Source organism: Alteromonas sp. ABE4_545 (assembly GCF_056161325.1).
The window spans coordinates 1-24504 of the sequence record NZ_JBSWYY010000033.1; the positions used below are offsets into that span (position 1 = coordinate 1).

The following is a 24504-nucleotide window of genomic DNA, read 5'->3' on the forward strand; positions in this document are numbered from 1 at the left end:
AACCGCTGTAGACGCACGCGGGGCGTGCTGGGACAAAAACACGTGGGCTGTCCTCGCTTCGCTCGATATTATAGCCCACGTATTTTTGCCCCTAAGCGGGGTGTTATGTGCTTTGGGGTAAGTTTATGCGGTTATTTTTTCTACTTCTTCTGTGCTCTCTTTCCCTTGGTTATGCTTATGGCGCTGAGGGAAATTCTATTGACGAACTGAAAACATACTTAGAGGAAAATAATGAAGCATTCGAAGCTTTGTTCCAAGCTGCATCGAGGACGAACTATAGTCGGATCGAGTGGTGCGAAGGTTGCGAAAACCCGCTCAATAACAAAGATTACTTGGTTTGGGAACTGGAAACCAAAAAAGTAAACCCAACCGGTCAACTGTCCGAATTTAAACAGGTTGTTATCAAATACGGTTTTACTTCTATCCAGCTTTTTAGGTTTGTTAATGGGTGGGTGTTACCCCAAGGCACAGTGCAGGGCATTGATGGTGACTTATTTTTTGGTGCTGTCGAATCCAATAAACTATGTAAAATCGAACAATTGGAATCACTTGATAGTAAATATTGTTACTCAAGCGTTTCGGGTAATTGGTACCTTTTAAAATATAACACTGTAAGTAACTAACAGGTTGCACATAACAAACCGCTGTAGACGCACGCGGGGCGTGCTGGGACAAAAACACGTGGGCTGTCCTCGCTTTGCTCGTAATTATAGCCCACGTATTTTCGCCCCTAAGCGGGGTGTTATACACAAGGAGGGAACCCTACATGTCAGAAGAAAATATCAAAAAAATTGTAAAGCGATACAAACTTCTTTCATCTTTTTGGCTGTTTGTTTTTTTAATTATCGCAATGTTTGCCAACTGGGCACTAATAGATTCAAATATTCGTAACCACTCAGAGCTTGGCCTTGAATACTATTCAAGTGATACAGGCTTTATTTGGGGCGCTATCATTTTTGGCTTAAATGTAGTTTTGCAGTTACTTTTCTACTCTCTAGAAAAAATCCTGCTCTTTTTGCAGCAAGAAAGTAGTTCTTCGAATTAAATTGTGTATAACAAAAAAATTAAGTTCGCCCGCTGCGCGGGCTGGGACGCAAACACGCAGGGCGGCTTCGCCATTATGCCCTACGTGCCTGCGCCCCTTATTTAAAAGTTATAAGGCGTCAGCCTAAACTCCATTTGGCTTTAAAAAAATCCCAGTACAACTACCCTTACCTGTTTTCATTAGCATCGCTCTGGCTTGTGGTAGGTGTAAATCCGCCGATTAAAATTCAAAGGTGGTGTAATAGGCGCTTTATCGACAAGTTCTTATTTTAAGCCTGCAAGCGCCATTACACTTAATAGCTCAGATGGCGGCTAGCTTCTGCCAAATCAAAACCATCAATCCACCGTCGTTCTACTTGTTTGTGTTAATAATCAATCGTATGCTGGCTCTATTAGTTTTTAATAAGGCCAAAGGAACAGGCTCTGCTTCTAACAAAGCGCTCAAGTTCACTCCCTTCGGTCGCTGGGACGCTAACATGTGGGCTGACTCACTTCGTTCGGATTTTAGCCCACATGCTAGCGCCCCTTAGCTTAAAGTTAGCCCTAAATCAGAGTTTGGTGTATGGAAATAATTTTTACGAAAGGAAATGCCAAGTACGGCCATTTGAAGTGTGTTAGAAATAATGGCACTTTTACTGAGACTCAAATGCCAGAGCAAGGCGTTGCTCCGCACGATATGATTCATTTTGTAGTTGAAAAATACTTTGCAATTAAAGGTGCATTTTATGGTCAATTGAAAGCTGGCGCAGATATTAGCTTCAAACTTGAGCATAACGAAGTATCAAAAGAAATTGCGAATAAAATAGATGTTTGGCAAACAGAATCTATGGTTGAATCTTTACAATCATTACTTTGGTCAGGAGAAAAGCCTGATTATGCGAGTTTTCAATACATGACTGAGCAAGCTTGTCTTAGCCGTAATATGCCAGTGCCGAAAATTGAAATTGATAACTTTGAAACAATGACAAATGTGCTTCTCAGTTTAAATAATCAATGGAAACTACTAGAAAAAGGTCAGCATATATCTGTCGAATTTTAGGGCTAACAAGGCGCTAAACTAGGACAAAATTAAATAAGCTTGTCGCTTCGCTCGATTTTAGCTTATTTAATTTTGCCTGTTAGCTAAGCGTTAGCTGTCATTTGTGCCTTGTAGTCTGTGGTCTTATTTAACAAGTCACATTGGTTTTTTATTTCTTCATAAAACAGGAGGTTTTATGCAACAAAGGGACTTGCCGGTTCTCACGCGGGGAGAGCACGGCATTATCGCAGGCGTATGCTCAGGACTTTCTCAATATTATGGGTTCCGTAAAACGGGGCTTCGAATAGCGTTTCTTGTATTTTCATTTTTCTTTGCCTTGCCAGTTATTTTATATATTGTTTTGTGGCTGATTTTGCCCAAGTACCCAACTACTCAGGCATTGGCTCGGCAGCTTCGAAGACAAAGTGGTCGTTTGGGAAAAGACAGCTAACAAACAAATTAAGTCACTCGCTTCGCTCGCTGGGACACAAACATGGCGGCTGTGTCACTTCGTTCCGATTATAGCCGCCATGTTTGCGCCCCTTATTTGGGTGTTAGGTACCAGGTTAAGTTCATATGTTTTATAAATTTTGTGTTACCTTTTTTATTTTCTTTTCATCAAATGTTTTTGCTGCCTGCTACCCCGATCTTATCGACTATTCGTTGGAAGCCGAAGTTCAAAGGTCTACTGCAATCATTATTGCAACACCAATAAAGCATACATGGGTCAACGATGTTCAAGAGCCAGATTTTTATGCTGGATCAATCTATCAACTTCAAGTGCACCAAACACTTTATTCAAAAGTCCAAGGCGAAATTGTACTTTGGGATCCAAACAACAGTGCTCGTTTTGCACCGGATATTGGGAAGAAATACCTATTTATTTTGTACAAAAATACCGATGGGAAACTGGCAGTAGACTACTGCGGTAACTCTGGGTTAATAGAGAAAAAAGAGAATTTATTGCCATTAATAAGAGAGTTAATTAGTGACCTATGATGTCGGGGTACCTAACAAACCGCTGTAGACGCAAGCGGAGCTTGCTGGGACAAAAACACGTGGGCTGTCCTCGCTTTGCTCGTTATTATAGCCCACGTATTTTTGCCCCTAAGCGGGGCGTTATAAGCCAAAGGATATTGTGAGATGGACTCTCTTTTAATTGTGTATATTGCTTTTGCTATCTACTTGGTTTTAAACCTTGCTGTTTCTGTTTTTCTAGTAAAAAGAGAAGACTTAGATAACGTTCAAAAGGTTTTTCAAATCCTTTTGGTTTGGTTAATTCCGTACTTTTCTGCTATCGGTTTATGGCTATTTAACAAAAGCCAAGACCAGCCTATAAAGCAATTTTCTAAGTTTGGTGGTGGTGTGCAAGACAGCAGTAATGCGGGCTCCGACGGTGGTCACTAGAGTCAATGAGTTAAAAAACTTAAACTCTGTACAAGGTTGTATTGGCAGGGCTTATAACAAACCGCTGTAGACGCACGCGGTGCGTGCTGGGACAAAAACACGTGGGCCGTCCTCGCTTCGCTCGTAATTATAGCCCACGTATTTTTGCCCCTAAGCGGGGTGTTAACTGCCGATTAAGCTATGAAGATTTTTTTAAAACTGACAATTTTCGTACTTGCTGCCTTGTTCGCAGTACTAGGTAGCTTGTTTACTTGGTATGACAGAGAGCAACATATCGAATTCTTAAGTGTTTTTCCTGATTCTTTCGAAACTTGTCATGGTGATGTATCAGGTGGTTCAGGTGATTTAGTAAAGTGGTTCTCTTTGAATAAAGATGGATGGAAAAATCACCCTGCGTCCTTGGCTCCTGGCTATTTGTATAAATCATCAAAATTGAATATAAATGTTCATCCGGACTTGGTTGTCGTTAATTATCTGGATAATAAGAATTGGCGGCAGGTTATAAAATATTCGCAAGCGAACTCAATCTTTAGAGAGTGTCGCGTTAGCAGTTAACAAACCGCTGTAGACGCAAGCGGAGCTTGCTGGGACAAAAACACGTGGGCCGTCCTCGCTTCGCTCGTTATTATAGCCCACGTATTTTTGCCCCTAAGCGGGGTGTTAGGTGTCAGGGATGAAGACGATACTACTTTCTTTTATTGTCATTTTGTTAGCTGGGTGTACTTCAGTTACTAAACCTACGATCCATCTTCATTCCACCGGAGTAAACGAAGCAAGGCTAGCTAACCTAAGGAATAGTTTAGAAGAAAGTGGATATACCGTGGTCAATAGCAATCAAGACTTCTCTCATTTTTTGTTTACGCCACTCATAATTGTTCCAAATAACTCAAAGCTCAATACGCCTGAACTTCAACAACAAATAATCAACATTTTAGGCTCTATCCCAATTGTAAAACGTGGTAACTTTAAAAATCATAAGTATTCGGGCGGTCATATTGGTGTGTATCTTCGAGGAAACAATGCCACCTAACAAACCGCTGTAGACGCAAGCGGAGCTTGCTGGGACAAAAACACGTGGGCTGTCCTCGCTTCGCTCGTAATTATAGCCCACATGTTTTTGCCCCTAAGCGGGGTGTTATGTGCTTTCATTGAGGGATTGATGAAGAGGTTTATTTTAGTTGTTTTAGCCATTTTCCTAAACGGGTGTGCAAAATCTGAATGGACTGAGGGATTTTCTACGGGAGGTTTCCGTAGTGTTCATGTTACAAAAGTCAGATACCACACTGGTGGTTCAACAACGTTTAGCGTCAATATTTCAAGCGAAGAACCTAAAAAACTTCAATATCCAATAACGCTAAAAGTTTTACTGGATGGCACATTATGCTCTGAAGCAGTGATACAAACAGAAATCACCGAGCCATTTCCTAGCATGGAGTGTTCATCTTTCCTTGGTCCAGGTATGCATGCTTATGAAGTTGTAGTTTCTAACCCAAATAATTTTGCAAACCTTACCGATAAAGAAGATATATTGTTCAATAGTATTTATGGCTCTATTACCTATACCTTGGAAGAGAGGTTGTAAATGGACGCACATAACAAACCACTCAAGGCTCTCGCTTCGCTCGCTGGGACGCTAACACATGGGCTACGTCACTTCGTTCCTAATTTTAGCCCATGTGTTATCGCCCCTTAGTGGGGTGTTATGCCAATGGAGTTTAAGTGAAGTTTTGTTTTCTATTTTTTAGTTTATTTATCAGTAGCTCTGTTTTGGCATCTAAAGCTGATGTGGCTGTGAATGCTCTTGATGAGTTAGTGTCGGAAGTGGTTGACGAGTATGCAATGGAATATAAAAAAGCTAGAAAGTTTCACTCAGTAACTATCAATGGAGAAAGTTATTTACTCGCATTTACCACGATTGAAGGCTTTAACGCAGGGAATAACTATCGTTACTTCCTGGCGGCAATCAAAGTGACAAATAGTAATGCCATTCCAATAAATATTATTCAAGTTGGTGGTGACAATGGGCGCAGCGTCGATTTCGATAAATTAACAATCGAAGGTAGTGTTATTGTTATCAATACGAAAGAGTACGCATTATCAGATGCTATGTGTTGTCCATCAATACTTGGTAAAGCTGCATTTACTTTTAAAAATGATTCTCTCGTTGAATTGAACGATTGGCATAACAAACCGCTGTAGACGCACGCGGTGCGTGCTGGGACAAAAACACGTGGGCTGCCCTCGCTTCGCTCGATATTATAGCCCACGTATTTTTGCCCCTAAGCGGGGTGTTAGCACCAATATGAAATCACTGCTTTTTTTATTCACTTTACTTACATGGAATGTAGCTTTGGCAGAAACAAAATTCACATATGATATACAGCATGCGGGCTATGACTTCGATCAGTACGACTTAAAAGGAATCGCAACCTACGATTTATTTTTAAGTGAATTTAATAACTTTCCGTGGCAAGAAGAAGTAGGTCAAAGTAACGGTGGAAGCGAAGCAACTATTTCTGCTAAAAACAAATCAGCTAATGTTGATTTGTTTGTCTCGGTGGTGGGAAAGCCCAACGAATTTGCTTATCTAATTGGAATAGTGGAGCCCACAGTAAAAAAGACTCTTTTCGGATTTGGTAAAGAGAAACAGATTCGTTGGTTAAAAATCTGTTTGACGGAAGATGCTTTAGAAGTAAAAGAAGCCTTTCAGCTGTTTTTTGAAAATAAATACTCCAGTCTAAAAGATAAACTAAATAATTTGCCATTGTTCTTGGAAAAAGAGGCTGTGAAGTAAAGTGCTAACAATCAAATGTTGGGGACACAAACACGCGGGCCCTGCTTCGCAGTATGGCCCACGCGTTTGCGCCGCCAAATTAGGGCGTTATACGCCGTTGAGAGGATGAAAATATGATTAGCAAGTTCTCTAAAAATATTGCCTCCGAAGTGGAATCAGAAATTGCTTTAGCAAATGATTTAGAAGCTGTAGGAAAGCTTTCAGAGTCCTTTCAGCATTTGGAACATGCACACGTACTAGGGCAAGAATCTACTTGGTGGCATGTAAAAGTTCATGTCCTCATGTTGCTCTGGGCCATTCGTCAAAGAGATATTAAAGAATGTATTGGTCAAATTGTTCGTGTGTTTGGTGCAGCAACTAAAACCGCAATTGGTTTGGTTCCAGCGGGTAATACTGGTGGCTCAAATATCAGTCCTTTTAAAAAGCTGCCTATTTCACCTAAGCATCAGGCAGCTATTATCAAAGCTAAAGGTAGCGTATAACAAACCGCTGTAGACGCACGCGGGGCGTGCTGGGACAAAAACACTTGGGCCGTCCTCGCTTCGCTCGATATTATAGCCCACGTATTTTTGCCCCTAAGCGGGGTGTTAGCTGCCATTAGCATTGAGGATTTGAATGTACACCCCAAAAAATATGGAAATACCAAATATAGACTCAATCAGCGCATTTATATCGGAATTTGGTTTTGGTACGTTAATCACCCAAGATTTGGAGGCGACGCGCCTACCTCTAATTTTTGATACTTCAGAACATGAAAGTGGCTGCATAATAGGGCACATGGCGCGAGCCAATCCTCAATGGAAAGAACTATCAGGAAAGAGAGTATCTGTTCTATTTAACGGGCCGCATTCATATATTTCTCCTACTTGGTATTCCTCGAAACCAGCGGTTCCAACATGGAACTACGCGTCAGTGCATTGTTTTGGAATATTTCATGAGTTGAATGCAACTGATACGCTTAAGGCAATAAACTCATTGGTCTATAAGTACGAGCCTGAGATATTAAATAGCTCAGAACTCATGCCGCAAGAATATATTCAAAGGTTATTAAAGGCTGTGGTTGGTTTCAAAGTGGTTGTAACCGATATTCACGGAAAAGAAAAACTGGGTCAGCACAAGAAAAGCGAAGATCAACTTGGCGTTTATGAAGCATTGCTTAGTAGCCAAAACAAAGACTCAGTTCAGCTCGCTAATTATATGAAACGGCGAGGAGTGGGCCATGGCAGCTAACAAAACGCTGTTGTCGCTCACTTCGTTCGCTGGGACGCAAACACGCAGGGCCGCTTCGCTATTATGCCCTACGTGCCTGCGCCCCAAAGCTTGGCGTTAGCTTTTAAAAAATGATTTTACGAAAGGTTATTTTATTAAGAATTTTAACTGCATTCCTGCTGTCTTTGATTGCAGGGTATTCTGCGAAGCTTATGTATTCAGTATTTGATTGCATAGACAACCAAGCTTGTTTAAGTGTTTATAATCTCAGTATGCTTTACAACGGTTGGATGTTAGATGAAATGTTTAAAACGTTCTCAATATTTTTTATTGCACTGTTGTTAACGCGGTCCAAATTAGATCGAATAAACCTTAAAATCGTTCTACTGGGTACTATATTACTCGGTATGTTTCAACACTTGTTACTGCTACCAATACTTTTCTTCTTACCGGTTTACGCTGTTGGTATCAGCTTTCAATCAATATTTATGTATATTGAACCGGCTATTTTAGTGTGCTTTCCATATGTACTGGTGGTTGTTTATGGTCAGCATAAAAGCTAACAAAACGCTCAAGTCGCAGTCCGCTGTCGCGGCCTGCTGGGACACAAACACGCGGGGCGCTTCGCTATTTTGCCCCACGCGTTTGCGCCCCTTAGCTTAGCGTTATATTTTTCGAAGGGTGCTCCAAGTGAAACGGATTTTTTTCATAGCAATAATGCTTCTTTCTCTTACAGCATGTGATTTTGGTGTTTTTCCAGAAGCCGATACTACATTCGGTACCCAGAATTTTGTTTCTGCCATATCAATTATTGAGTTGCATAAGGTTCGTAATGGCACTTACCCTGAATCGTTAGAGGAATTAGAATTTCTTGGACAGTGGGATGCAATCTGGTTAGGTGCAGTTCGTTACGAGAAGTCAGGTTCAGGGTACAACTTGTTTGTTGAGCGTGGCTGGGTAAACGAACCTAGCCTCGAATTCCCAATTAAATTCAAGCAGGGTTTGGGCATTCAGAAAACAAATGTTCAGTGGATTGAATAACCACAAATATAACAAACCAATTTAGTCGCTCACTGCGTTCGCTGGGACACAAACACGTAGGCTCCCATCGCTTCGCTCAGGATTATAGCCTACGTATTTGTGCCCCTAATTGGGGCGTTATGTGCGTGTTTGAATTAGTCACTTTAAAGTTTTCGGCTTTAGCCAATTATTCTGTTAATCCAACAATCATTGTTTGTGTTTAACCTACGTAAATCCCGTTTTTCGTTTGGTTAGATTTTGCGAGTAAATTGCATTTTCAGTGCTGACGTAATAAGTTGGTCGCAACAGTTTCAAGCTGGGTATTAATCGTAAACGCGGTAATTTTGAGTGGGTTAGGGGTTTTAGCAATGCGCTTCGCATTGTGTTTTCACATTAACCACTTAGGTATTTTACTCGCGATAAATTAAACCAAAACATAGGGAAGGTGTTTTAACTCATGGTTTCAGCACATAACAAAACGCTTAAGTCGCAGTCCGCTGGCGCGGCCTGCTGGGACACAAACACGCGGGGCGCTTCGTTATTATGCCCCACGCGTTTGCGCCCCTTAGCTTAGCGTTATATTGCGAGGGGACTCAAACATTTCATCTCTTAAAACATGTAACGAATGTGGCAGTTTATTCGATCCAAAACGCTCCGAAATGAGTGCTTTGTGCCCTCAATGCAGCCATGTGATATACGGATACAAAAACTGTGATCATGTTTTCCAAGATGGTAGTTGCGTTAAGTGTTATTGGGATGGTTCATCCACTCCCTACCTGGATTCCATAATCCAGTAAGAGAAACTTAAAAAAAGATGCTTAGTACTTTTCTATACAAGCAATATAACAAACCGCTGTAGACGCACGCGGGGCGTGCTGGGACAAAAACACGTGGGCTGTCCTCGCTTCGCTCGTCATTATAGCCCACATATTTTTGCCCCTAAGCGGGGTGTTAGCTGTCAGTAGGTAAACCATGACTCAAAAGTCTTTGCCAAGAAGAGCTGTTAAATATGCAGTAATATCTTCTTCGATATATGCTTTTGGTTCTGTATGCAATGGTCACCAGAGAGGTTGTAGGTACGCCTTTGGAAATTGTTTTCCGTTTGGTTGTTAGTGCTATTGGCGTGTTTGGTGCAATGTGGCTGGTATTTATTTTTTATCTATTCACAAACCCAGATGCAGAAAAGCCCAGAGAAAAGGAATTTAAATAAAATGGACCTTAACCGGCAATTCTTTCTTCGATTTGCAATGCCAGCTAACAAACCGCTGTAGACGCACGCGGGGCGTGCTGGGACAAAAACACGTGGGCTGTCCTCGCTTCGCTCGATATTATAGCCCACGTATTTTTGCCCCTAAGCGGGGTGTTATGCGTCAATTTGAGAATTTATGATTATTCGGAAAGGAAAACCTGGCGACGAGGAAATTATTCTTGCGCTAATACAGCAGAAAGCTGAATTCGATAGAAGCATGAAAGGTTTTGATGGTGAAATTAGTACTGACGTTACAGCTATAAAAAACACTATCACTTCATCTACTCCCTTTGCTGCTGTGTTGCTAGCAGAGAGCAATGATAGAGTAATTGGATTTGCTCTTTATCATTTCAGGTACTCGTCATTTAAAGGTCAGCCTTCTATCTGGCTTGACGACTTATTAGTTATTTCTTCCAACCGTTCAAAAGGCGTTGGACAAGAATTAATGAAAGCGCTACAGCTAGAAGCAAAGCTAATTAATGCGTCACATATTGCGTGGACAGCTAGCCCAAACAATAAACGTGGAATAGATTTCTACAGTCGCATTGGCGCAAATATTGATAGATACGAAGGTGAACGTCCCTTTTTTAGCTTGGGACTAAGCGCATAACAAGCCAAGTAAGCGGGACAATAACACGTGGGCTCCCGTCACTTCGTTCCGAATTGTAGCCCACGTGTAATTGCCCCTTCTTGGGGTGTTAGAAGCCAAGGAGAGTCATGGCTCGTCGTAGAGAATTAAAGGGAATAGTAAGAAATCTAGCTCATAAGCTAAATGGTCGTAATAATGATCACTTGGGTTACTGGGCAATGGGTCAACTTTGTTCACTCGCAGAGCAAGATAAGGTTTCTTTTATCACAATTGATCTTTCCGAAGTCGAAAGTAATTCTAACCACGAAAGCGTAAAACCCTTTGCAATAAGTATGCATAAGTCGCTTCACCAAATGCTGACGGCTCATCAAATCCCTCTTAGTTGGCTTAAATCTGCTTATGTCGCTTTTAGCTTTAATGAGCCATATCAAAAACAGTATCACTATTGGCGTTCTGCTCTTGGCACTCCATATATTCTTAAGCTGGAAATCACTTCAGATTTGGGTAAGGTGTACAAGCAAACATTTGGTGGTAATGTTAATCCACATGATCCTCGTAGGGAGAAGCGGCGTGCACGCTTCTAACAAACCGCTGTAGACGCACGCGGTGCGTGCTGGGACAAAAACACGTGGGCTGTCCTCGCTTCGCTCGTTATTATAGCCCACGCATTTTTGCCCCTAAGCGGGGTGTTATACGCCGATTCTTGCTTAGCTATTTTAAGGCTTCAAGGGATTGAGTTTTTGGCTGGGTAGGGCAGTTTGCTAGGTAGTTTTTGCTCCCGCCATTTTCAGTTGTTTCAGCAGCTTTATCATCGCGGTCTTTGATGTTCTGCAACGCCTACAGTCAGCATTCCCGGTTGTTTACAGAATCTAATGTGCGTCTGGTATTTTGCAGGTTGTTGTTTTAAGGTAATTCAAGGTGTTATGCGTTGCTGGAAGTATCAGCAGGTTGTGGCGGCAAGCCGCGACAGTTCGGAGCTCGCACGTATAACAATCGTTTCAAGTCGCGCGCGGGGCGCGCTGGGACAAAAACATGTAGGCTGCTTCGCATTATAGCCTACATGTTTTTGCCCCTTAAACGGGGTGTTATGTGCGTGTTTGAATTAGTCACTTTAAAGTGTCGGTTGTAGTCAATTCGTAGGTTAATTGAACAACCATTGTTTGCGTTTTACCTATCTAAAGAACCGTTTTCGTTTGGCTAAATATTGCGAGTAAATTGCATTTTCAGTGCTGTCGTAATAAGTTGGTCGCAACAAAACTAAACTTGGCATTAATCGTAAACGCGGCAGTTTTAAGTGGGTTAGGGGGTTCGGTATAGGGCTTCGTATTGTGTTTTTACATTAACCACTTGTGTACTTTACTCGCGATAAATTAAACCAAAACATAGGGAAGGTGTTTTAACTCATGGTTTCAGCACATAACAAAACGCTTAAGACGCAGTCCGCTGTCGCGGCCTGCTGGGACACAAACACGCGGGGCGCTTTGCTATTATGCCCCACGCGTTTGCGCCCCTTAGCTTAGCGTTATGTGCGTGTTTGAATTAGTCACTTTAAAGTGTCGGTTTTATCTATCTCAAAGGTTAATTCAACAATCATTATTTGTGTTTAGCTTAAGTAGCAATTCTTTTTTTACTGGCTAGCTTTTACGAGTAAATTGCATTTTCAGTGCTGACGTAATAAGTTGGTCGCAACAGTTTCAAGCTGGGTATTAATCGTAAACGCGATAATTTTGAGTGGGTTAGGGGATTTGGCAATGCGCTTCGCATTGTGTTTTCACATTAACCACTTGCGCCTTTTACTCGCGGTAAATTAAACCAAAACATAGGGAAGGTGTTTTAATAAATGGTTGCAGCACATAACAAAACGCTTAAGTCGCAGTCCACTGCCGTGGCCTGCTGGGACACAACACGCGGGGCGCTTCGCTATTATGCCCCACGCGTTTGCGCCCCTTAGCTTAGCGTTATGTGCCTAAGGTGGTAGCTTGAAAATTATTGATGCTATTAAATCTGCTTGGGGCTGGGTTGGTATAGATCCCGTAAAAGTAGTTGCAGAAAATGAATTTGGAAATTTGATAATTAGAGATTCTGTTGGGAAATATTGGCGCCTATGCCCAGAAGATAGCTATTGCTCGTTAATCGCGCATGATCGAAGTGCGCTCGATAAAGTACTCGCAGACCCAGAGTTCACTGAAGACTGGGTAATGGCTAATCTAGTAAACGAGGCAAAGGTAAAATTAGGTGAACTAAAATCAGGTTACAAATATCACCTAACAATTCCTGGGGTGTTAGGCGGAGAATACAGCGCCGCTAATATCGTATCAGTCCCTCAAATTGAGCAACTTACTTTTTCCGGAGATGTCGCAAGGCAAATAGAAACATTACCAGATGGAGCTCAAATTGAGCTTAAGGTAATTTCGTAGCGGCACATAACAAACACATTAAGGCGCTTCGCTGGGACAGTAACACGTGGGCTCTGTCGCTGCGCTCCAAATTTTAGCCCACGTATTACAGCCCCTTATGTGGGTGTTATGTGCAAAAGGATGCTTTTGAGTAAAAAGGAGTTTTGGGGAATTATTTCCTTTATATGTTTCTTAAACGTCGTACTTCAAATTTGGTACGCGGGAAGTGCCGGTGATTCAATTGCTGGGATGATCGGTTATCAATTAAGTTTTTTTGTTGTTCCCATTTTTGTTTCTCAACTTTTTCCCAGCATGGTTTTCTTTGCAACATCAAAGCCCTTAACATCGAATCAAAAAAGGATGCTATTTGGTATTCCAGCCATGTTCACGGTATGTTTGGTTTTTAGTTTTTATTTAGTTCTGCAATATGGTGGTTGATTTTGGCAGTTGCACATAACAAACCGCTGTAGACGCAAGCGGAGCTTGCTGGGACAAAAACACGTGGGCTGTCCTCGCTTTGCTCGTTATTATAGCCCACGTATTTTTGCCCCTAAGCGGGGTGTTATGTATCTATGGTGAAGCTTTGAAGAATGTAGGCTGGTTAATACTGACAGTTCTTTTGTTAGTTTTGGGTGTCCATAAACTGAATCGGGATACAATATCCGACAAGCACCTGTTCAGTATCACAGGAGTTATCAAATCTATTAATTGTGCATCAGGAAGTAAAGATGGTTCACCAAGCTTGCAGCTTGAAACAGTTGATGGACTTCGCCACATCAGTTTGTTAGAGGAATTTTCCTTTCGAACGAACTGTGACGAAAAGAAGAATTCTCTGGTTGGTAAAAGCGCGGTGGCATCAGTGCTATCTGAATCAGCAGAATCACAATCAGCATATCAGTTTGAATTGGAGGGAAGAGATATTTATTCGCTAGAAGATGTCGAAAACTCAGATAAAGAAACTGGGTTTGCTTTAATCCTATTATCTCTAGTAATGGTAGTCTCACTGTTTCTTCGTAGTAAGAACGATACATAACAAACGCATTAACACTCGCTACGCTCGCGGGGGACAAATGTACGTAGGCTCCCCTCGCGTCGCTCGGTATTATAGCCTACGTACATTTGCCCGTTATGCGGGCGTTATGTGCCGTGGAGGCTTTAATGCACGATTTGAATTCACGTTTGATTAAAGCAATATCCGCTGCTTTGGTTGAGTGTGAGGAAAACTCAGATTTAGTAATAACGAATGCCATTGTAGACAATGTTAGCCAAGTTATAGCCACAAAGGTCAAAGAAGAATACGCTGGGGGAATAATTTCTCCCGAAGAGACAGTTGGTGTAGCGACTTTGATTATGCATGCAGTAACGAACGAAAAATTTTTTAATTGGGAAATGCCCCTATTGTGTGGCTATACCGCGGAGGAATTTGAAGAAATAGCCCGCAAGCTGAGGCACTCAGATAGCACATAACAAACCGCTGTAGACGCAAGCGGAGCTTGCTGGGACAAAAACACGTGGGCCGTCCTCGCTTCGCTCGGTATTATAGCCCACGTATTTTTGCCCCTAAGCGGGGTGTTATGTGCGTGTTTGAATTAGTCACTTTAAAGTGTCGGTTTTATTCAGTTCAAAGATTAACTCAACAATCATTGTTTGTGTTTAGCTTAAGTAGCAATTCGTTTTTCACTGGCTAGCTTTTACGAGTAAATTGCATTTTCAGTGCTGTCGTAATAAGTTGGGTTAAATAGTTTTAGTATCATATTAATCGTAAACGCGGCAATTTTGAGTGGGCGAGGGGATTTGGCACAGCACTTTGTATTGTGTTTTCACATTAACCACTTGCGCCTTTTACTCGCGGTAAATAAGTCCAAAACATAGGAAGGGTGTTTTAACTCATGGTTTCAGCACATAACAAAACGCTTAAGACGCAATCCGCTGGCGCGGCTTGCTGGGACACAAACACGCGGGGCGCTTCGCGATTATGCCCCACGTGTTTGTGCCCCTTAGCTTAGCGTTATGTGCGTGTTTGAATTAGTCGCTTTAAAGTTGTCTGTTGTAGTCAATTCGTAGGCTAATCCGGCAATCATTGTTTGTGTTTAACCTAAGTAAAAAACTTTTTTCGGGGCTAGATATTGGAAGCAAATTGCATTTTCAGTGCTGTCGTAATAAGTTGGGCTAAATAGTTTTAGTATTGTATTAATCGTAAACGCGGCAATTTTGAGTGGGTTAGGGGATTTAACAATGCACTTTGCATTGTGTTTTTACATTAACCACTAGCGCATTTAACTCGCGGTAAATTAAACCAAAACATAGGGAAGGTGTTTTAAATCATGGTTTCAGCACATAACAAAGCGCTTAAGTCGCAGTCCGCTGTCGCGGCCTGCTGGGACACAAACACGCGGGGCGCTTCGCTATTATGCCCCACGCGTTTGCGCCCCTTAGCTTAGCGTTATGTGCTAATAGGAATGCTTAAATGGATTTATTTTTTGCCAACCTGATAACTGTTGGGTTTTTCATTACAGGATACAAGCTCATTCAAAAAGCAATTTTGCCTATGCCTCGTGCTCTGTTAGGAATTGCTCTATATTCCCTATTAACCTTTTGCTGTTTAGGCATTACTTCGGTTCTTTTTGCTATAGCTCTCGGCCTGTGGTTACCGGATACATACCCAGTTACTTTTTCATACAAAGCACTGCTTATTTGCCCTATTATTACCATCTATTTTTCGTGCAAAATGGTGCAAAACAAAAGGCAGTTTTCTGCACGCACATAACAAACCGCTGTAGTCGGTCGCAAGCTCCCTGGGACAATAACACGTGGGCTCAGTCGCTTCGCTCCAAATTTTAGCCCACGTGTTATTGCCCCTAAGCGGGGTGTTATACGCCATGAAAAAGATAGTGCTACTTTCAAATAAAAAGTATTCAGCCGAAAGTGAGGATTTTCTACTTTCTTTAATAAACCAGGGTTGTGAGTTAATTTGCTTCGTAGGCTTAGATTGTGAAAGTTGGGAAGAAGCCATGGATGAGTTGGCAATAGGAGATGGGAGTAATCCCAAGTATATTACAACAACAAGTCATCCAGCAGAGTCATTAGATGAAGTCATTAATATGGCAGAACACATGACTACTGGTGGGTCTAACAATATTAATGTGGTTGAGGTGTAAGCGTATAACAAGCGCATTAACCACTCGCTACGCTCGCTGGGGACAAAAACACGTAGGCTCAGTCGCTTCGCTCCAATTTTAGCCTACGTGTTTTTGCCCGTTATGCGGGTGTTATATTCCAAGGAGGATCAGTGAGGTATTTTTTAATATTAGCAATTCTTATTATTGTTGGTTGTTCACAGCAAGATGTTGATCCATGTTCTCAAGCTCCAATTGGTAAATCTGAAACAGAGCTTACTAAAGCACTAGGTCAACCAATTCAAGCATCAGATATAGAAAACAATAAAAAGGCGCTAATGTTCAAAGGTGAAAACATCCCATCAATGATGGTCGTTGAATTAACTAAAAATTCAAAAGATATCTTTACTGTTACTTACTGCAATGTAATGTAGTGGATTGGAATATAACAAACCGCTGTAGACGCAAGCGGGGCGTGCTGGGACAAAAACACGTGGGCCGTCCTCGCTTCGCTCGTTATTATAACCCACGTATTTTTGCCCCTAAGCGGGGTGTTAGGTGGTAGCGTGATTTCGACATTCTTTGTTTTATTGAGTTTGGGTATATTTACGCTTTTACTTTATTGCGCCAGGAAGCTCCCATTAAAATCGCTGCCAGTGCTTATTTTCTTGTTTAGTTGCGTAGTTGTGGGTGTTATTCATTATCGAGTTTTCATGAATGGTGTTATTTTTGGGGTAAATTTAGACTCACTGGTTATTGCAATTTATTCCTTCATTATGTTTTTTGGGGTAGCTCTCGTACCAGTAACCATTTTACAAAAACGGCGTCTTGCTAAACATACCACCTAACAAACCGCTGTAGACGCACGCGGTGCGTGCTGGGACAAAAACACGTGGGCTGTCCTCGCTTCGCTCGGTATTATAGCCCACGTATTTTTGCCCCTAAGCGGGGTGTTATGTGCGTGTTTGAATTAGTCACTTTAAAGTTGTCGTTTTTTGATAGTTCGCAGGTAAATTCTGCAACCAATGTTTGTTTTTAATCTATGCAAAAAACGTTTTTGGTTTGGCTAGATGTTACGAGTAAATTGCATTTTCAGTGCTGCCGTAATAAGTTGGGCTAAATAGTTTTAGTATTGTATTAATCGTAAACGCGGCAATTTTGAGTGGGTTAGGGGATTTAGCAATGCGCTTCGCATTGAGTTTTAACATTAACCACTTGCGCATTTTACTCGCGATAAATAAGTCAAAAACATAGGGAAGGTGTTTTAAGTCATGGTTTCAGCACATAACAAAACGCTTAAGACGCAATCCGCTGGGGCGGCTTGCTGGGACACAAACACGCGGGGCGCTTCGCTATTTTGCCCCACGCGTTTGCGCCCCTTAGCTTAGCGTTATGTGCCGGAGGCAATTGATGCGCTGCCCACACTGTAAGAAAAACGGTATTTCGGCTCTAAAGAAATCATTAATGTACTTTGAGCTCCCGATAAGGTGCGATAAATGTGGAACCCAATTCACATTACGTCGAGGTTTATTGTTTTTATTGGTAGTATTGATCTCGCAATTAGGAGTCATCTTTATCAGCATTACAGCTTTTAAAGAAGCGAGTACGATTTTGCTGTGGGGCGGGGTAGCTATTGCCTTTTTATTTACACTTGTCATCACGTTAATACTTCCATTAAAAAAAGAGCATCAACTGATCAGGTTTAAAAAGCATGGCACATAACAAACCGCTGTAGACGCAAGCGGAGCTTGCTGGGACAAAAACACGTGGGCTGTCCTCGCTTCGCTCGTTATTATAGCCCACGTATTTTTGCCCCTAAGCGGGGTGTTATGTATTCAAGGAATCTGAAACTTGATAGGAAATAAGGGAACCGTCCTATTCGACATAGGAAATGAAATCAAAGGTGGATTGATTCGTTTTGATATCTGGTTTTGTGGCGTGCGTTTAACTGTCGTAGATAATATGGCATATCCGCCATCAACAATCAGCCGATTAAAATTCGAACTTAATCAGTTAAAAAATCAAAGAATAAATCCAGATAATTTCTGGTTCAATTTTGGTCCAACTACAGACGACTTCTTATCTAGAATCTCTTTATCGGAAAATTTGGCATCTATATCAGTCGAATTTGAGGATAGTATTTACAAATTAAATATCTCAATTGTAGAGTTGCAGGAGATATATGAGAGAGCAATAAATGTTGTATCGGCTAAGAATACATAACAAAACGCTTAAGTCGCAGTCCGCTGGCGCGGCCTGCTGGGACACAAACACGCGGGGCGCTTCGCTATTATGCCCCACGCGTTTGCGCCCCTTAGCTTAGCGTTATGTGCGTGTTTGAATTAGTCACTTTAAAGTGTCGGCTTTAGCCAAATCCTCTGTTAATCCAACAATTATTGTTTGTGTTTAACCTAGGTGAAAACCGTTTTCCGTTTGGCTAGATATTTCGAGTAGATTGCATTTTCAGTGCTGTCGTAATAAGTTGGTCGCAACAGTTTTAAGTTGGGTATTAATCGTTAACGCGTCAGTTCTAAGTGGGTTAGGGGATTTAGCAATGCGCTTCGCATTGTGTTTTTACATTAACCACTTGCGCATTTTACTCGCGGTAAATAAGTCCAAAACATCGGGAAGGTGTTTTAAATCATGGTTTCAGCACATAACAAAACGCTTAAGGCGCAATCCGCTGGCGCGGCTTGCTGGGACACAAACACGCGGGGCGCTTCGCTATTATGCCCCACGCGTTTGCGCCCCTTAGCTTGGCGTTATGCGATTGGTGGGACATGGATAAAAAATTAGAACGTTCCAATGCAGATAAAGTCTTAAGAAGGCTTACTAATCAAATCAAGGCACGTGGTTTTATGCGAACCAAGCCAACGTTCTGGGTCAGAGAACGAGAGCATTTGGTTCAATTTATTCATATACACAAATTCACTTTTGGTCCATTTTTTAGAATTCACACGTGTGTCAGGCCATTAAACTCTGAGTTGGAATTTGTTGCGTTATTTGGGCCAATCGAGAAGGAACTTAATGAAGTAGCTAAATTTGAATACACTGAAGAACCAAGCTCTATAGAGAAATGTGCGTCGGCTATGTCTCAATTTATTTCAACGTATTCAGAAGAATGGTATTCAACACTTGGTACCTCAAAAGCACTGCTGAGTTCACAATCAGTGCTAGACGCACAGGAACAAATGTCGCTTCGGGAGTCCTTAGATGGCAAATCAAAAACATCTAACATTGAAAGAACAAGGTTGTTATTAAAAATCGCATAACAAACCGCTGTAGACGCACGCGGGGCGTGCTGGGACAAAAACACGTGGGCTGTCCTCGCTTCGCTCGATATTATAGCCCACGTATTTTTGCCCCTAAGCGGGGTGTTATGCGTCTAGGAGGCTTCGAGAAATGAAAAGTGGAATTTCAATTATTACAGCCTTTATTTCAGGCTTGGTGTTGGCTAAAGTGGGTTCATACTTCACTGGATTCACAGCAGCCTTTGCAATGCCCCAATCCTTTGCAAATTTTATGTGGATGTGGGACCTGCTTGTTATTCAATTCCTTGGGTTTGGTTTTTTGGCAATGATGTTAGCGTTTATCCATACAAGGTTTTTTGCTGGTTCACTGCTAAAGAGCTTGCTTGTACCGCTATTAATAAGCCAAATCGTTTTAATGTATCCATTTAACTATCCGATTTATTGGACACACCTTTTTGTGGTGTTTGGGTCGCTGTCAGTAGGTTTTTTAATTGCAAAGGAAACGCATAACAAACCGCTGTAGACGCACGCGGGGCGTGCTGGGACAAAAACACGTGGGCCGTCCTCGCTTCGCTCGTTATTATAGCCCACGCATTTTTGCCCCTAAGCTGGGTGTTATGTGCAAATGAAAACTTTGAGATTATTTATTTTTTCGATACTTTATTCTTCTAGCATTTTCGCATCAGAAAATGATCTATGCACTACGAGCGACTGTGAAAAGCTTTTAAATGCTTTGGATAAAGGATTACTAGTTGGTCCAATCAACTCTTTTCCTGTTGAGCGTTTGATTATAGATAAATCAAAAGTAACTAAGGTTATTCAGCATGGCCGGGAGTTTGAATTGTGTATTGGAACCACCCGCATTAGGCAGGTAACATTCGAATGTGGTTTGAACAGTTTTTGTGGGTTTAGAACAGATGGCAGTATTAGAGTAGCTCGAGTTCCTTTTGAGAAATGCACATAACAAAACGCTTAAGTCGCAGTCCGCTGGGGCGGCCTGCTGGGACACAAACACGCGGGGCGCTTCGCTATTATGCCCCACGCGTTTGTGCCCCTTAGCTTAGCGTTAGGTTTAAAGGAGTAAAATTTGAAATTCTGGATGTCGTTTTTAGCTTTAATTTGTCCAAGTGCTTTTGCCAATGGTGACTTAATGTCCACTTACCTTGAATTTGAAAATTCGTACATGAGTAACTCCGTTGAAGAATATGAACCTTGGCTAGCTAAGCAATATAAGATTGTTCAAACATTGCATGTTCCTGGCATGGGGTCTGAAAGTAGGGAAGTAACGGGAAAACAAATGCTAGCCGTAATGAAAAGTATGAAAGTTGCAAATTCAACCCCTCACTCCACGCCTGAAAATACGGAAATTGAAGTTATCTCTGCAAATGATTTTTGCGCAACATCTACTACGATATCGGAGACCAAAGTTGGCGGTGAAGACTATGAAGAAAAAGAAGTTCGCAACGTTTGTTTTACTAAGAAGTCAGATAATTATTTAGCAACAAGTCATAAAATCGATGTGTATTATTCAGAGATTTAAACCTAACAAACCGCTGTAGACGCAAGCGGAGCTTGCTGGGACAAAAACACGTGGGCCGTCCTCGCTTCGCTCGATATTATAGCCCACGTATTTTTGCCCCTAAGCGGGGTGTTAGGAGACAAAGGAATGTTGCAGTTCAAAAGGATATTTTTGTTTATCCCTCTATCAACCCTTTTCCCTGCAGTAGGCGTTGCAGTATTGGTTTTAGTATTTGGAAGGTTTGGAGTGCCCGTAACGGATGTTACGTTCATTACAACATCGTACCTTGTGAGTAGCATATTAACTTTCGTTGTTTTTTGGTTGTTAGCGAGGGGAGTAAATTCAAAACCTTACCAGCACGCCATTATCATTTATATTTGTAGCTGTTTAATTTCTACTGTTTTAATTACATTTTTTATTGGCGAACTATATTCATCAACCACATTCGTCATGGATGCATTAATTTCTTGTGTTGTAATATTCGTAGCAACAAAAGTCGGCTACAAAAACAAGGAGATAATAAGCATGTCTCCTAACAAACTGCTGTAGACGCACGCGGGGCGTGCTGGGACAAAAACACGTGGGCCGTCCTCGCTTCGCTCGGTATTATAGCCCACGTATTTTTGCCCCTAAGCGGGGTGTTAGCGGACAAGAGAGAGCATGGACGAGTATTCTTCGAATAAAATCCCTAAACCCACTCGTATTTTCAATATTATATGGGCAGTTTTCCTCTTGGGCCTTTGTTTTTATGCCTTGATTAAGGGGAGTTTGGTATTCCCTGGTGTAAGGGGCGCTGAACCAGTCGAGTTGTCAGGTGTATCTCTTATATCGTTTGTTGTCGGACTCATTAGCGGTGCTTTAAATGCAGTGTTAGTCGTAGTTGATCACTACGATAAACGAGACAATGAATTCTTTTATAAGAAAATGGCAAAGGTATTAAACGTAGTTGGCGTGGTTGCAATTGTTTTAGCATTTGCTTATCAATTTGTAGTCAACAAGAATCTGGGGTAGTTTTTAGCAATGTCCGCTAACAAACCGCTGTAGACGCACGCGGAGCGTGCTGGGACAAAAACACGTGGGCTGTCCTCGCTTCGCTCGTTATTATAGCCCACATATTTTTGCCCCTAAGCGGGGTGTTATGTGCGTGTTTGAATTAGTCACTTTAAAGTGTCGGTTTTATCTATCTCAAAGGTGAATTTAACAACCATCGTTTGTGTTTCACCTACGTAAATCCCCGTTTTTTTGTTTGGCTGGATTTTGTGAGTAAATTGCATTTTCAGTACTGTCGTAATAAGTTGGGCTAAATAGTTTTAGTATTGTATTAATCGTAAACGCGGTAATTTAAAGTGTGTTGGGGGCTTTTATGACGCACTTCGCATCAAGCTTTAACATTAACCACTTGCGCATTTTACTCGCGATAAATTAAACCAAAACATAGGGAAGGTTTTTTAAGTCATGGTTTCAGCACATAACAAAACGCTCAAGTCGCAGTCCGCTGTCGCGGCCTGCTGGGACACAAACACGCGGGGCGCTTCGCTATTATGCCCCACGCGTTTGCGCCCCTTAGCTTAGCGTTATGTGTAATGATGAAAATATTATCACCAGTCGTTTTGATAGCCATGTTGTGTAGTTTTAATGCTGTTTCAGTTGGTATACGCAATTGCGATGATTTAGAAATCGAATTCATTAAACATCAATTGCTAAGTGGCTCCTTGAATGAGAACAATGTCTCTCACAGAAAATTTAAACAAGGCAGCTTGGGGACAGCTGAAATGTGTGGTTTGCGAGGTGAATTAGTTTTAGATGGTGTGGCTTATACGTTGTATAAACCTAAGGACGAAACCTCGTATTATATATTGGTATCCAATGGTTTAGATGGCAGTATTAAATTGTACGGACCATTTATCGGCAATTACACATAACAAACCGCTGTAGACGCACGCGGGGCGTGCTGGGACAAAAACACGTGGGCTGTCCTCGCTTTGCTCGGTATTATAGCCCACGTATTTTTGCCCCTAAGCGGGGTGTTATGTTTCATGGTAACTAAATGAGAAATTTTGGTCGAATGGCGCTCAAAACTTCCGTAGCCGGGTGGGTAATTGGAATTACATTCACTTTTGTATCTTGGGAATTCGCCACACCGAATGCTGAAAATACTTTGCATGAGTTGCCGCCTTACATTGCTTTGTCAGCATTCCCAATATCTATAATTGCCGTAGTAATAGGGGGGGGGGCTTTAATTAAAGGGCACAGTCGTATACAAGCTACTGCAAGCATATTATTGGCTGTACCACTTTCCACATTTATTGGTTTAATGTATTGGGTAGCTCTGCACGGCGGCGTGTAAAACATAACAAACCAAGCAAGCGGGACAATTACACGTGGGCTCCCGTCACTTCGTTCCGTATTATAGCCCACGTGTAATTGCCCCTTCTTGGGGTGTTATGTGCTTTGTGGAGTCTGAATGAACTGGCCAAATGATGCAGATGGAGATGTATTTAGATCTCTTGAAAAAAATGGATTCGACTTCGAAAAAGTCTATATCATTGACGTAAATATTGACTTTGATCATTGGCCACTAACCAAAGACGAATTTTGTTATTTATCTGAAACTTTGGGGGAATTCGAAGTGTTCGAACCAGAACACCCAGAACACGATCTAGGTAATGGTAAAGGGGTTGGTTTTTTACAGTTAAGAATACCAACCAAGCTAAATTATGAATTCATCATTTCATGCCAAACAGAAATGACAAATAAAACTGCATGTGTTGGTGGGTTTTGTAATTCGTGGGGTGTCGGCAAGTGGTAAACGCACATAACAATCCGCTGTAGTCGTTCGCTGGCGCTCACTGGGACAAAAACACACAGGCCCCAGTCGCTTCGCTCCTAAGTTTGGCCTGTGTATTTTTGCCCCTAAGCGGGGCGTTATGTGAACTTACTCAGGAAGGTTTTATGAACTACAAGAAATTACTTTTCGTCACCTATTTTCTGTTAACTGGTGTAATCGCCGCAGGTAATTATGCATCAGTAGAGTTAACGCATCTGAATCCAACCAATGACGAAAGCACTTGGCTCAGGGAGAAGCAATTTATGCCACGTTATCCCGTCGAGTTGGCAATGAAAGGCATTGCTGGTTGCGGAATATTTAAGGTGATAGTCGACGAAAGTGGTTCAACCGAAAGTATCGAACTTATAAGTTCAGTTCCTAAAAAGGTTATTTCTGAGCCGGTAACGAAAGTTATCCAAGATTGGGATTGGACGTTGGCTACGGGCAAATCCCCAAGCCGGGAAGAAAAGCTATTGAGACTAGACTTCTGTATGGGTGGAAGTACAGAGGAAGAATCTATTTTAAAGTGTAAGCAACAGGCAACTATGGCGTGCGAATAGCGTTCACATAACAAACCGCTGTAGACGCACGCGGGGCGTGCTGGGACAAAAACACGTGGGCCGTCCTCGCTTCGCTCGATATTATAGCCCACGTATTTTTGCCCCTAAGCGGGATGTTATATCTCTCTATAAAATTCGGAGTATTTAAATTTTGGCCAGGATGAAAAGGGAACTTAGTTTACTGATTCAGTTCAGTCTTGTTGTGGCTTTATCAATCTATATATGCTCCGTTTGGTTAGATGCTGCGAGTGGCCAGTTTTATATGTATTCCAAGTACGGCTCCGCAATTCTTGTAGACATTGCAGATGGCAAATTAGTTTTTTTTAGTAAGTTATTGGTTAAGTCAGCTTTGTTTATATTGGTTATCTTTTTCTGGACTAAAGACATCGTTAAAAAGTTTAGTAAGTAGAAAGTCGAGATATAACAAACGCATTAACCACTCGCTGCGCTCGCTGGGGACAAAAACACGTGGGCTCCTTGGCGCTTCGCTTGAAATTGTAGCCCA

Annotated in this window: 34 protein-coding genes; all 34 read left to right on the forward strand. The window is 41.8% G+C overall.

Annotation, left to right across the window (positions count from 1 at the left end; genetic code table 11):
* The first annotated feature begins 125 nt into the window (after window positions 1-125).
* Entirely contained in the window at window positions 126-623 is a 498-nt protein-coding gene (locus ACXAH6_RS18155; RefSeq protein WP_474879147.1) for a hypothetical protein, read from the forward strand.
* A gap of 143 nt (window positions 624-766) precedes the next feature.
* Window positions 767-1045 carry a hypothetical protein gene (locus ACXAH6_RS18160; protein ID WP_159615338.1) on the forward strand — a complete coding sequence of 93 codons (279 nt, stop codon included), beginning with the start codon at window positions 767-769 and terminating at the stop codon, window positions 1043-1045.
* 561 nt (window positions 1046-1606) lie between these two features.
* Window positions 1607-2083 (forward strand): cytoplasmic protein, encoded by a 477-nt coding sequence (locus tag ACXAH6_RS18165; protein WP_474879148.1) that lies wholly within the window; start codon window positions 1607-1609, stop codon window positions 2081-2083.
* 175 nt (window positions 2084-2258) lie between these two features.
* Window positions 2259-2513: a PspC domain-containing protein gene (locus ACXAH6_RS18170; protein WP_474879150.1), complete on the forward strand. Its 255-nt coding sequence runs from the start codon at window positions 2259-2261 to the stop codon at window positions 2511-2513.
* A gap of 125 nt (window positions 2514-2638) precedes the next feature.
* Entirely contained in the window at window positions 2639-3061 is a 423-nt protein-coding gene (locus ACXAH6_RS18175) for a hypothetical protein (RefSeq protein WP_474879151.1), read from the forward strand.
* Between the two features lie 144 nt (window positions 3062-3205).
* Complete coding sequence (locus ACXAH6_RS18180) at window positions 3206-3469, forward strand: hypothetical protein (protein ID WP_474879152.1); 264 nt, start codon at window positions 3206-3208, stop codon at window positions 3467-3469.
* A 180-nt stretch (window positions 3470-3649) separates the two neighbouring features.
* Window positions 3650-4024, forward strand: coding sequence for a hypothetical protein (locus ACXAH6_RS18185; protein ID WP_474879154.1), 375 nt, complete (start codon window positions 3650-3652; stop codon window positions 4022-4024).
* Window positions 4025-4142: 118 nt separating this feature from the next.
* The gene (locus ACXAH6_RS18190; protein WP_474879156.1) at window positions 4143-4499 is read left to right on the forward strand and encodes a hypothetical protein; all 357 of its coding nucleotides are present in this window, start codon (window positions 4143-4145) and stop codon (window positions 4497-4499) included.
* Between the two features lie 129 nt (window positions 4500-4628).
* A complete protein-coding gene (locus ACXAH6_RS18195) occupies window positions 4629-5051 on the forward strand; it encodes a hypothetical protein (protein WP_474879157.1) in 423 nt (140 codons plus the stop codon).
* A gap of 137 nt (window positions 5052-5188) precedes the next feature.
* Window positions 5189-5668 (forward strand): hypothetical protein, encoded by a 480-nt coding sequence (locus ACXAH6_RS18200; RefSeq protein WP_474879158.1) that lies wholly within the window; start codon window positions 5189-5191, stop codon window positions 5666-5668.
* Between the two features lie 103 nt (window positions 5669-5771).
* Entirely contained in the window at window positions 5772-6263 is a 492-nt protein-coding gene (locus tag ACXAH6_RS18205; protein WP_474879160.1) for a hypothetical protein, read from the forward strand.
* A 113-nt stretch (window positions 6264-6376) separates the two neighbouring features.
* On the forward strand, window positions 6377-6745 hold the full coding sequence (locus tag ACXAH6_RS18210; protein WP_474879161.1) for a DUF3703 domain-containing protein: 369 nt from the start codon (window positions 6377-6379) through the stop codon (window positions 6743-6745).
* Window positions 6746-6878: 133 nt separating this feature from the next.
* Window positions 6879-7493, forward strand: a complete 615-nt coding sequence (locus tag ACXAH6_RS18215; protein WP_474879163.1) for an FMN-binding negative transcriptional regulator — start codon at window positions 6879-6881, stop codon at window positions 7491-7493.
* A 669-nt stretch (window positions 7494-8162) separates the two neighbouring features.
* Entirely contained in the window at window positions 8163-8513 is a 351-nt protein-coding gene (locus tag ACXAH6_RS18220; protein ID WP_474879165.1) for a hypothetical protein, read from the forward strand.
* Window positions 8514-9546: 1033 nt separating this feature from the next.
* Window positions 9547-9702: a hypothetical protein gene (locus ACXAH6_RS18225; RefSeq protein ID WP_474879166.1), complete on the forward strand. Its 156-nt coding sequence runs from the start codon at window positions 9547-9549 to the stop codon at window positions 9700-9702.
* A 175-nt stretch (window positions 9703-9877) separates the two neighbouring features.
* Window positions 9878-10351, forward strand: coding sequence for an N-acetyltransferase family protein (locus ACXAH6_RS18230; protein WP_474879168.1), 474 nt, complete (start codon window positions 9878-9880; stop codon window positions 10349-10351).
* A 107-nt stretch (window positions 10352-10458) separates the two neighbouring features.
* On the forward strand, window positions 10459-10914 hold the full coding sequence (locus tag ACXAH6_RS18235; RefSeq protein WP_474879169.1) for a hypothetical protein: 456 nt from the start codon (window positions 10459-10461) through the stop codon (window positions 10912-10914).
* A 1395-nt stretch (window positions 10915-12309) separates the two neighbouring features.
* Window positions 12310-12747, forward strand: coding sequence for a T6SS immunity protein Tdi1 domain-containing protein (locus ACXAH6_RS18240; RefSeq protein WP_474879171.1), 438 nt, complete (start codon window positions 12310-12312; stop codon window positions 12745-12747).
* Between the two features lie 126 nt (window positions 12748-12873).
* Window positions 12874-13164 (forward strand): hypothetical protein, encoded by a 291-nt coding sequence (locus ACXAH6_RS18245; protein WP_474879173.1) that lies wholly within the window; start codon window positions 12874-12876, stop codon window positions 13162-13164.
* Between the two features lie 145 nt (window positions 13165-13309).
* Window positions 13310-13759 carry a hypothetical protein gene (locus ACXAH6_RS18250; RefSeq protein WP_474879174.1) on the forward strand — a complete coding sequence of 150 codons (450 nt, stop codon included), beginning with the start codon at window positions 13310-13312 and terminating at the stop codon, window positions 13757-13759.
* Window positions 13760-13884: 125 nt separating this feature from the next.
* Window positions 13885-14193 (forward strand): hypothetical protein, encoded by a 309-nt coding sequence (locus ACXAH6_RS18255; protein WP_474879176.1) that lies wholly within the window; start codon window positions 13885-13887, stop codon window positions 14191-14193.
* 1000 nt (window positions 14194-15193) lie between these two features.
* Complete coding sequence (locus tag ACXAH6_RS18260; protein ID WP_474879178.1) at window positions 15194-15493, forward strand: hypothetical protein; 300 nt, start codon at window positions 15194-15196, stop codon at window positions 15491-15493.
* Window positions 15494-15605: 112 nt separating this feature from the next.
* Entirely contained in the window at window positions 15606-15884 is a 279-nt protein-coding gene (locus ACXAH6_RS18265; RefSeq protein WP_464097352.1) for a DUF7684 family protein, read from the forward strand.
* A gap of 131 nt (window positions 15885-16015) precedes the next feature.
* A complete protein-coding gene (locus ACXAH6_RS18270) occupies window positions 16016-16276 on the forward strand; it encodes a hypothetical protein (RefSeq protein WP_474879180.1) in 261 nt (86 codons plus the stop codon).
* Between the two features lie 1417 nt (window positions 16277-17693).
* Window positions 17694-18065 carry a hypothetical protein gene (locus ACXAH6_RS18275; protein WP_474879182.1) on the forward strand — a complete coding sequence of 124 codons (372 nt, stop codon included), beginning with the start codon at window positions 17694-17696 and terminating at the stop codon, window positions 18063-18065.
* Window positions 18066-18622: 557 nt separating this feature from the next.
* Window positions 18623-19114, forward strand: a complete 492-nt coding sequence (locus ACXAH6_RS18280; protein ID WP_474879183.1) for a hypothetical protein — start codon at window positions 18623-18625, stop codon at window positions 19112-19114.
* Between the two features lie 130 nt (window positions 19115-19244).
* Window positions 19245-19616 (forward strand): hypothetical protein, encoded by a 372-nt coding sequence (locus tag ACXAH6_RS18285; RefSeq protein WP_474879184.1) that lies wholly within the window; start codon window positions 19245-19247, stop codon window positions 19614-19616.
* A gap of 102 nt (window positions 19617-19718) precedes the next feature.
* Window positions 19719-20057 carry a hypothetical protein gene (locus ACXAH6_RS18290; RefSeq protein WP_474879185.1) on the forward strand — a complete coding sequence of 113 codons (339 nt, stop codon included), beginning with the start codon at window positions 19719-19721 and terminating at the stop codon, window positions 20055-20057.
* Between the two features lie 123 nt (window positions 20058-20180).
* Complete coding sequence (locus tag ACXAH6_RS18295; protein WP_474879187.1) at window positions 20181-20633, forward strand: hypothetical protein; 453 nt, start codon at window positions 20181-20183, stop codon at window positions 20631-20633.
* A gap of 639 nt (window positions 20634-21272) precedes the next feature.
* Entirely contained in the window at window positions 21273-21623 is a 351-nt protein-coding gene (locus tag ACXAH6_RS18300) for a hypothetical protein (RefSeq protein WP_474879188.1), read from the forward strand.
* Window positions 21624-22195: 572 nt separating this feature from the next.
* Window positions 22196-22534 carry a hypothetical protein gene (locus ACXAH6_RS18305; protein WP_474879190.1) on the forward strand — a complete coding sequence of 113 codons (339 nt, stop codon included), beginning with the start codon at window positions 22196-22198 and terminating at the stop codon, window positions 22532-22534.
* Window positions 22535-22659: 125 nt separating this feature from the next.
* Window positions 22660-22959 (forward strand): hypothetical protein, encoded by a 300-nt coding sequence (locus tag ACXAH6_RS18310; RefSeq protein WP_474879191.1) that lies wholly within the window; start codon window positions 22660-22662, stop codon window positions 22957-22959.
* A 117-nt stretch (window positions 22960-23076) separates the two neighbouring features.
* Window positions 23077-23421, forward strand: a complete 345-nt coding sequence (locus ACXAH6_RS18315) for a ribonuclease E inhibitor RraB (protein ID WP_474879192.1) — start codon at window positions 23077-23079, stop codon at window positions 23419-23421.
* Window positions 23422-23564: 143 nt separating this feature from the next.
* Window positions 23565-23999: an energy transducer TonB gene (locus ACXAH6_RS18320; protein WP_474879194.1), complete on the forward strand. Its 435-nt coding sequence runs from the start codon at window positions 23565-23567 to the stop codon at window positions 23997-23999.
* The last annotated feature ends 505 nt before the right edge of the window (window positions 24000-24504 follow it).

Excerpts from the sequence above, each read along its gene's own strand:
- ACXAH6_RS18155 (WP_474879147.1), top strand. The coding sequence starts at position 126 with ATGCGGTTATTTTTTCTACTTCTTCTGTGCTCTCTTTCCCTTGGTTAT.
- ACXAH6_RS18160 (WP_159615338.1), top strand. The coding sequence starts at position 767 with ATGTCAGAAGAAAATATCAAAAAAATTGTAAAGCGATACAAACTTCTT.
- ACXAH6_RS18165 (WP_474879148.1), top strand. The coding sequence starts at position 1,607 with ATGGAAATAATTTTTACGAAAGGAAATGCCAAGTACGGCCATTTGAAG.
- ACXAH6_RS18170 (WP_474879150.1), top strand. The coding sequence starts at position 2,259 with ATGCAACAAAGGGACTTGCCGGTTCTCACGCGGGGAGAGCACGGCATT.
- ACXAH6_RS18175 (WP_474879151.1), top strand. The coding sequence starts at position 2,639 with ATGTTTTATAAATTTTGTGTTACCTTTTTTATTTTCTTTTCATCAAAT.
- ACXAH6_RS18180 (WP_474879152.1), top strand. The coding sequence starts at position 3,206 with ATGGACTCTCTTTTAATTGTGTATATTGCTTTTGCTATCTACTTGGTT.
- ACXAH6_RS18185 (WP_474879154.1), top strand. The coding sequence starts at position 3,650 with ATGAAGATTTTTTTAAAACTGACAATTTTCGTACTTGCTGCCTTGTTC.
- ACXAH6_RS18190 (WP_474879156.1), top strand. The coding sequence starts at position 4,143 with ATGAAGACGATACTACTTTCTTTTATTGTCATTTTGTTAGCTGGGTGT.
- ACXAH6_RS18195 (WP_474879157.1), top strand. The coding sequence starts at position 4,629 with ATGAAGAGGTTTATTTTAGTTGTTTTAGCCATTTTCCTAAACGGGTGT.
- ACXAH6_RS18205 (WP_474879160.1), top strand. The coding sequence starts at position 5,772 with ATGAAATCACTGCTTTTTTTATTCACTTTACTTACATGGAATGTAGCT.
- ACXAH6_RS18210 (WP_474879161.1), top strand. The coding sequence starts at position 6,377 with ATGATTAGCAAGTTCTCTAAAAATATTGCCTCCGAAGTGGAATCAGAA.
- ACXAH6_RS18215 (WP_474879163.1), top strand. The coding sequence starts at position 6,879 with ATGTACACCCCAAAAAATATGGAAATACCAAATATAGACTCAATCAGC.
- ACXAH6_RS18225 (WP_474879166.1), top strand. The coding sequence starts at position 9,547 with ATGGTCACCAGAGAGGTTGTAGGTACGCCTTTGGAAATTGTTTTCCGT.
- ACXAH6_RS18230 (WP_474879168.1), top strand. The coding sequence starts at position 9,878 with ATGATTATTCGGAAAGGAAAACCTGGCGACGAGGAAATTATTCTTGCG.
- ACXAH6_RS18235 (WP_474879169.1), top strand. The coding sequence starts at position 10,459 with ATGGCTCGTCGTAGAGAATTAAAGGGAATAGTAAGAAATCTAGCTCAT.
- ACXAH6_RS18255 (WP_474879176.1), top strand. The coding sequence starts at position 13,885 with ATGCACGATTTGAATTCACGTTTGATTAAAGCAATATCCGCTGCTTTG.
- ACXAH6_RS18260 (WP_474879178.1), top strand. The coding sequence starts at position 15,194 with ATGGATTTATTTTTTGCCAACCTGATAACTGTTGGGTTTTTCATTACA.
- ACXAH6_RS18265 (WP_464097352.1), top strand. The coding sequence starts at position 15,606 with ATGAAAAAGATAGTGCTACTTTCAAATAAAAAGTATTCAGCCGAAAGT.
- ACXAH6_RS18280 (WP_474879183.1), top strand. The coding sequence starts at position 18,623 with ATGGATAAAAAATTAGAACGTTCCAATGCAGATAAAGTCTTAAGAAGG.
- ACXAH6_RS18285 (WP_474879184.1), top strand. The coding sequence starts at position 19,245 with ATGAAAAGTGGAATTTCAATTATTACAGCCTTTATTTCAGGCTTGGTG.
- ACXAH6_RS18290 (WP_474879185.1), top strand. The coding sequence starts at position 19,719 with ATGAAAACTTTGAGATTATTTATTTTTTCGATACTTTATTCTTCTAGC.
- ACXAH6_RS18300 (WP_474879188.1), top strand. The coding sequence starts at position 21,273 with ATGGACGAGTATTCTTCGAATAAAATCCCTAAACCCACTCGTATTTTC.
- ACXAH6_RS18305 (WP_474879190.1), top strand. The coding sequence starts at position 22,196 with ATGATGAAAATATTATCACCAGTCGTTTTGATAGCCATGTTGTGTAGT.
- ACXAH6_RS18310 (WP_474879191.1), top strand. The coding sequence starts at position 22,660 with ATGAGAAATTTTGGTCGAATGGCGCTCAAAACTTCCGTAGCCGGGTGG.
- ACXAH6_RS18315 (WP_474879192.1), top strand. The coding sequence starts at position 23,077 with ATGAACTGGCCAAATGATGCAGATGGAGATGTATTTAGATCTCTTGAA.
- ACXAH6_RS18320 (WP_474879194.1), top strand. The coding sequence starts at position 23,565 with ATGAACTACAAGAAATTACTTTTCGTCACCTATTTTCTGTTAACTGGT.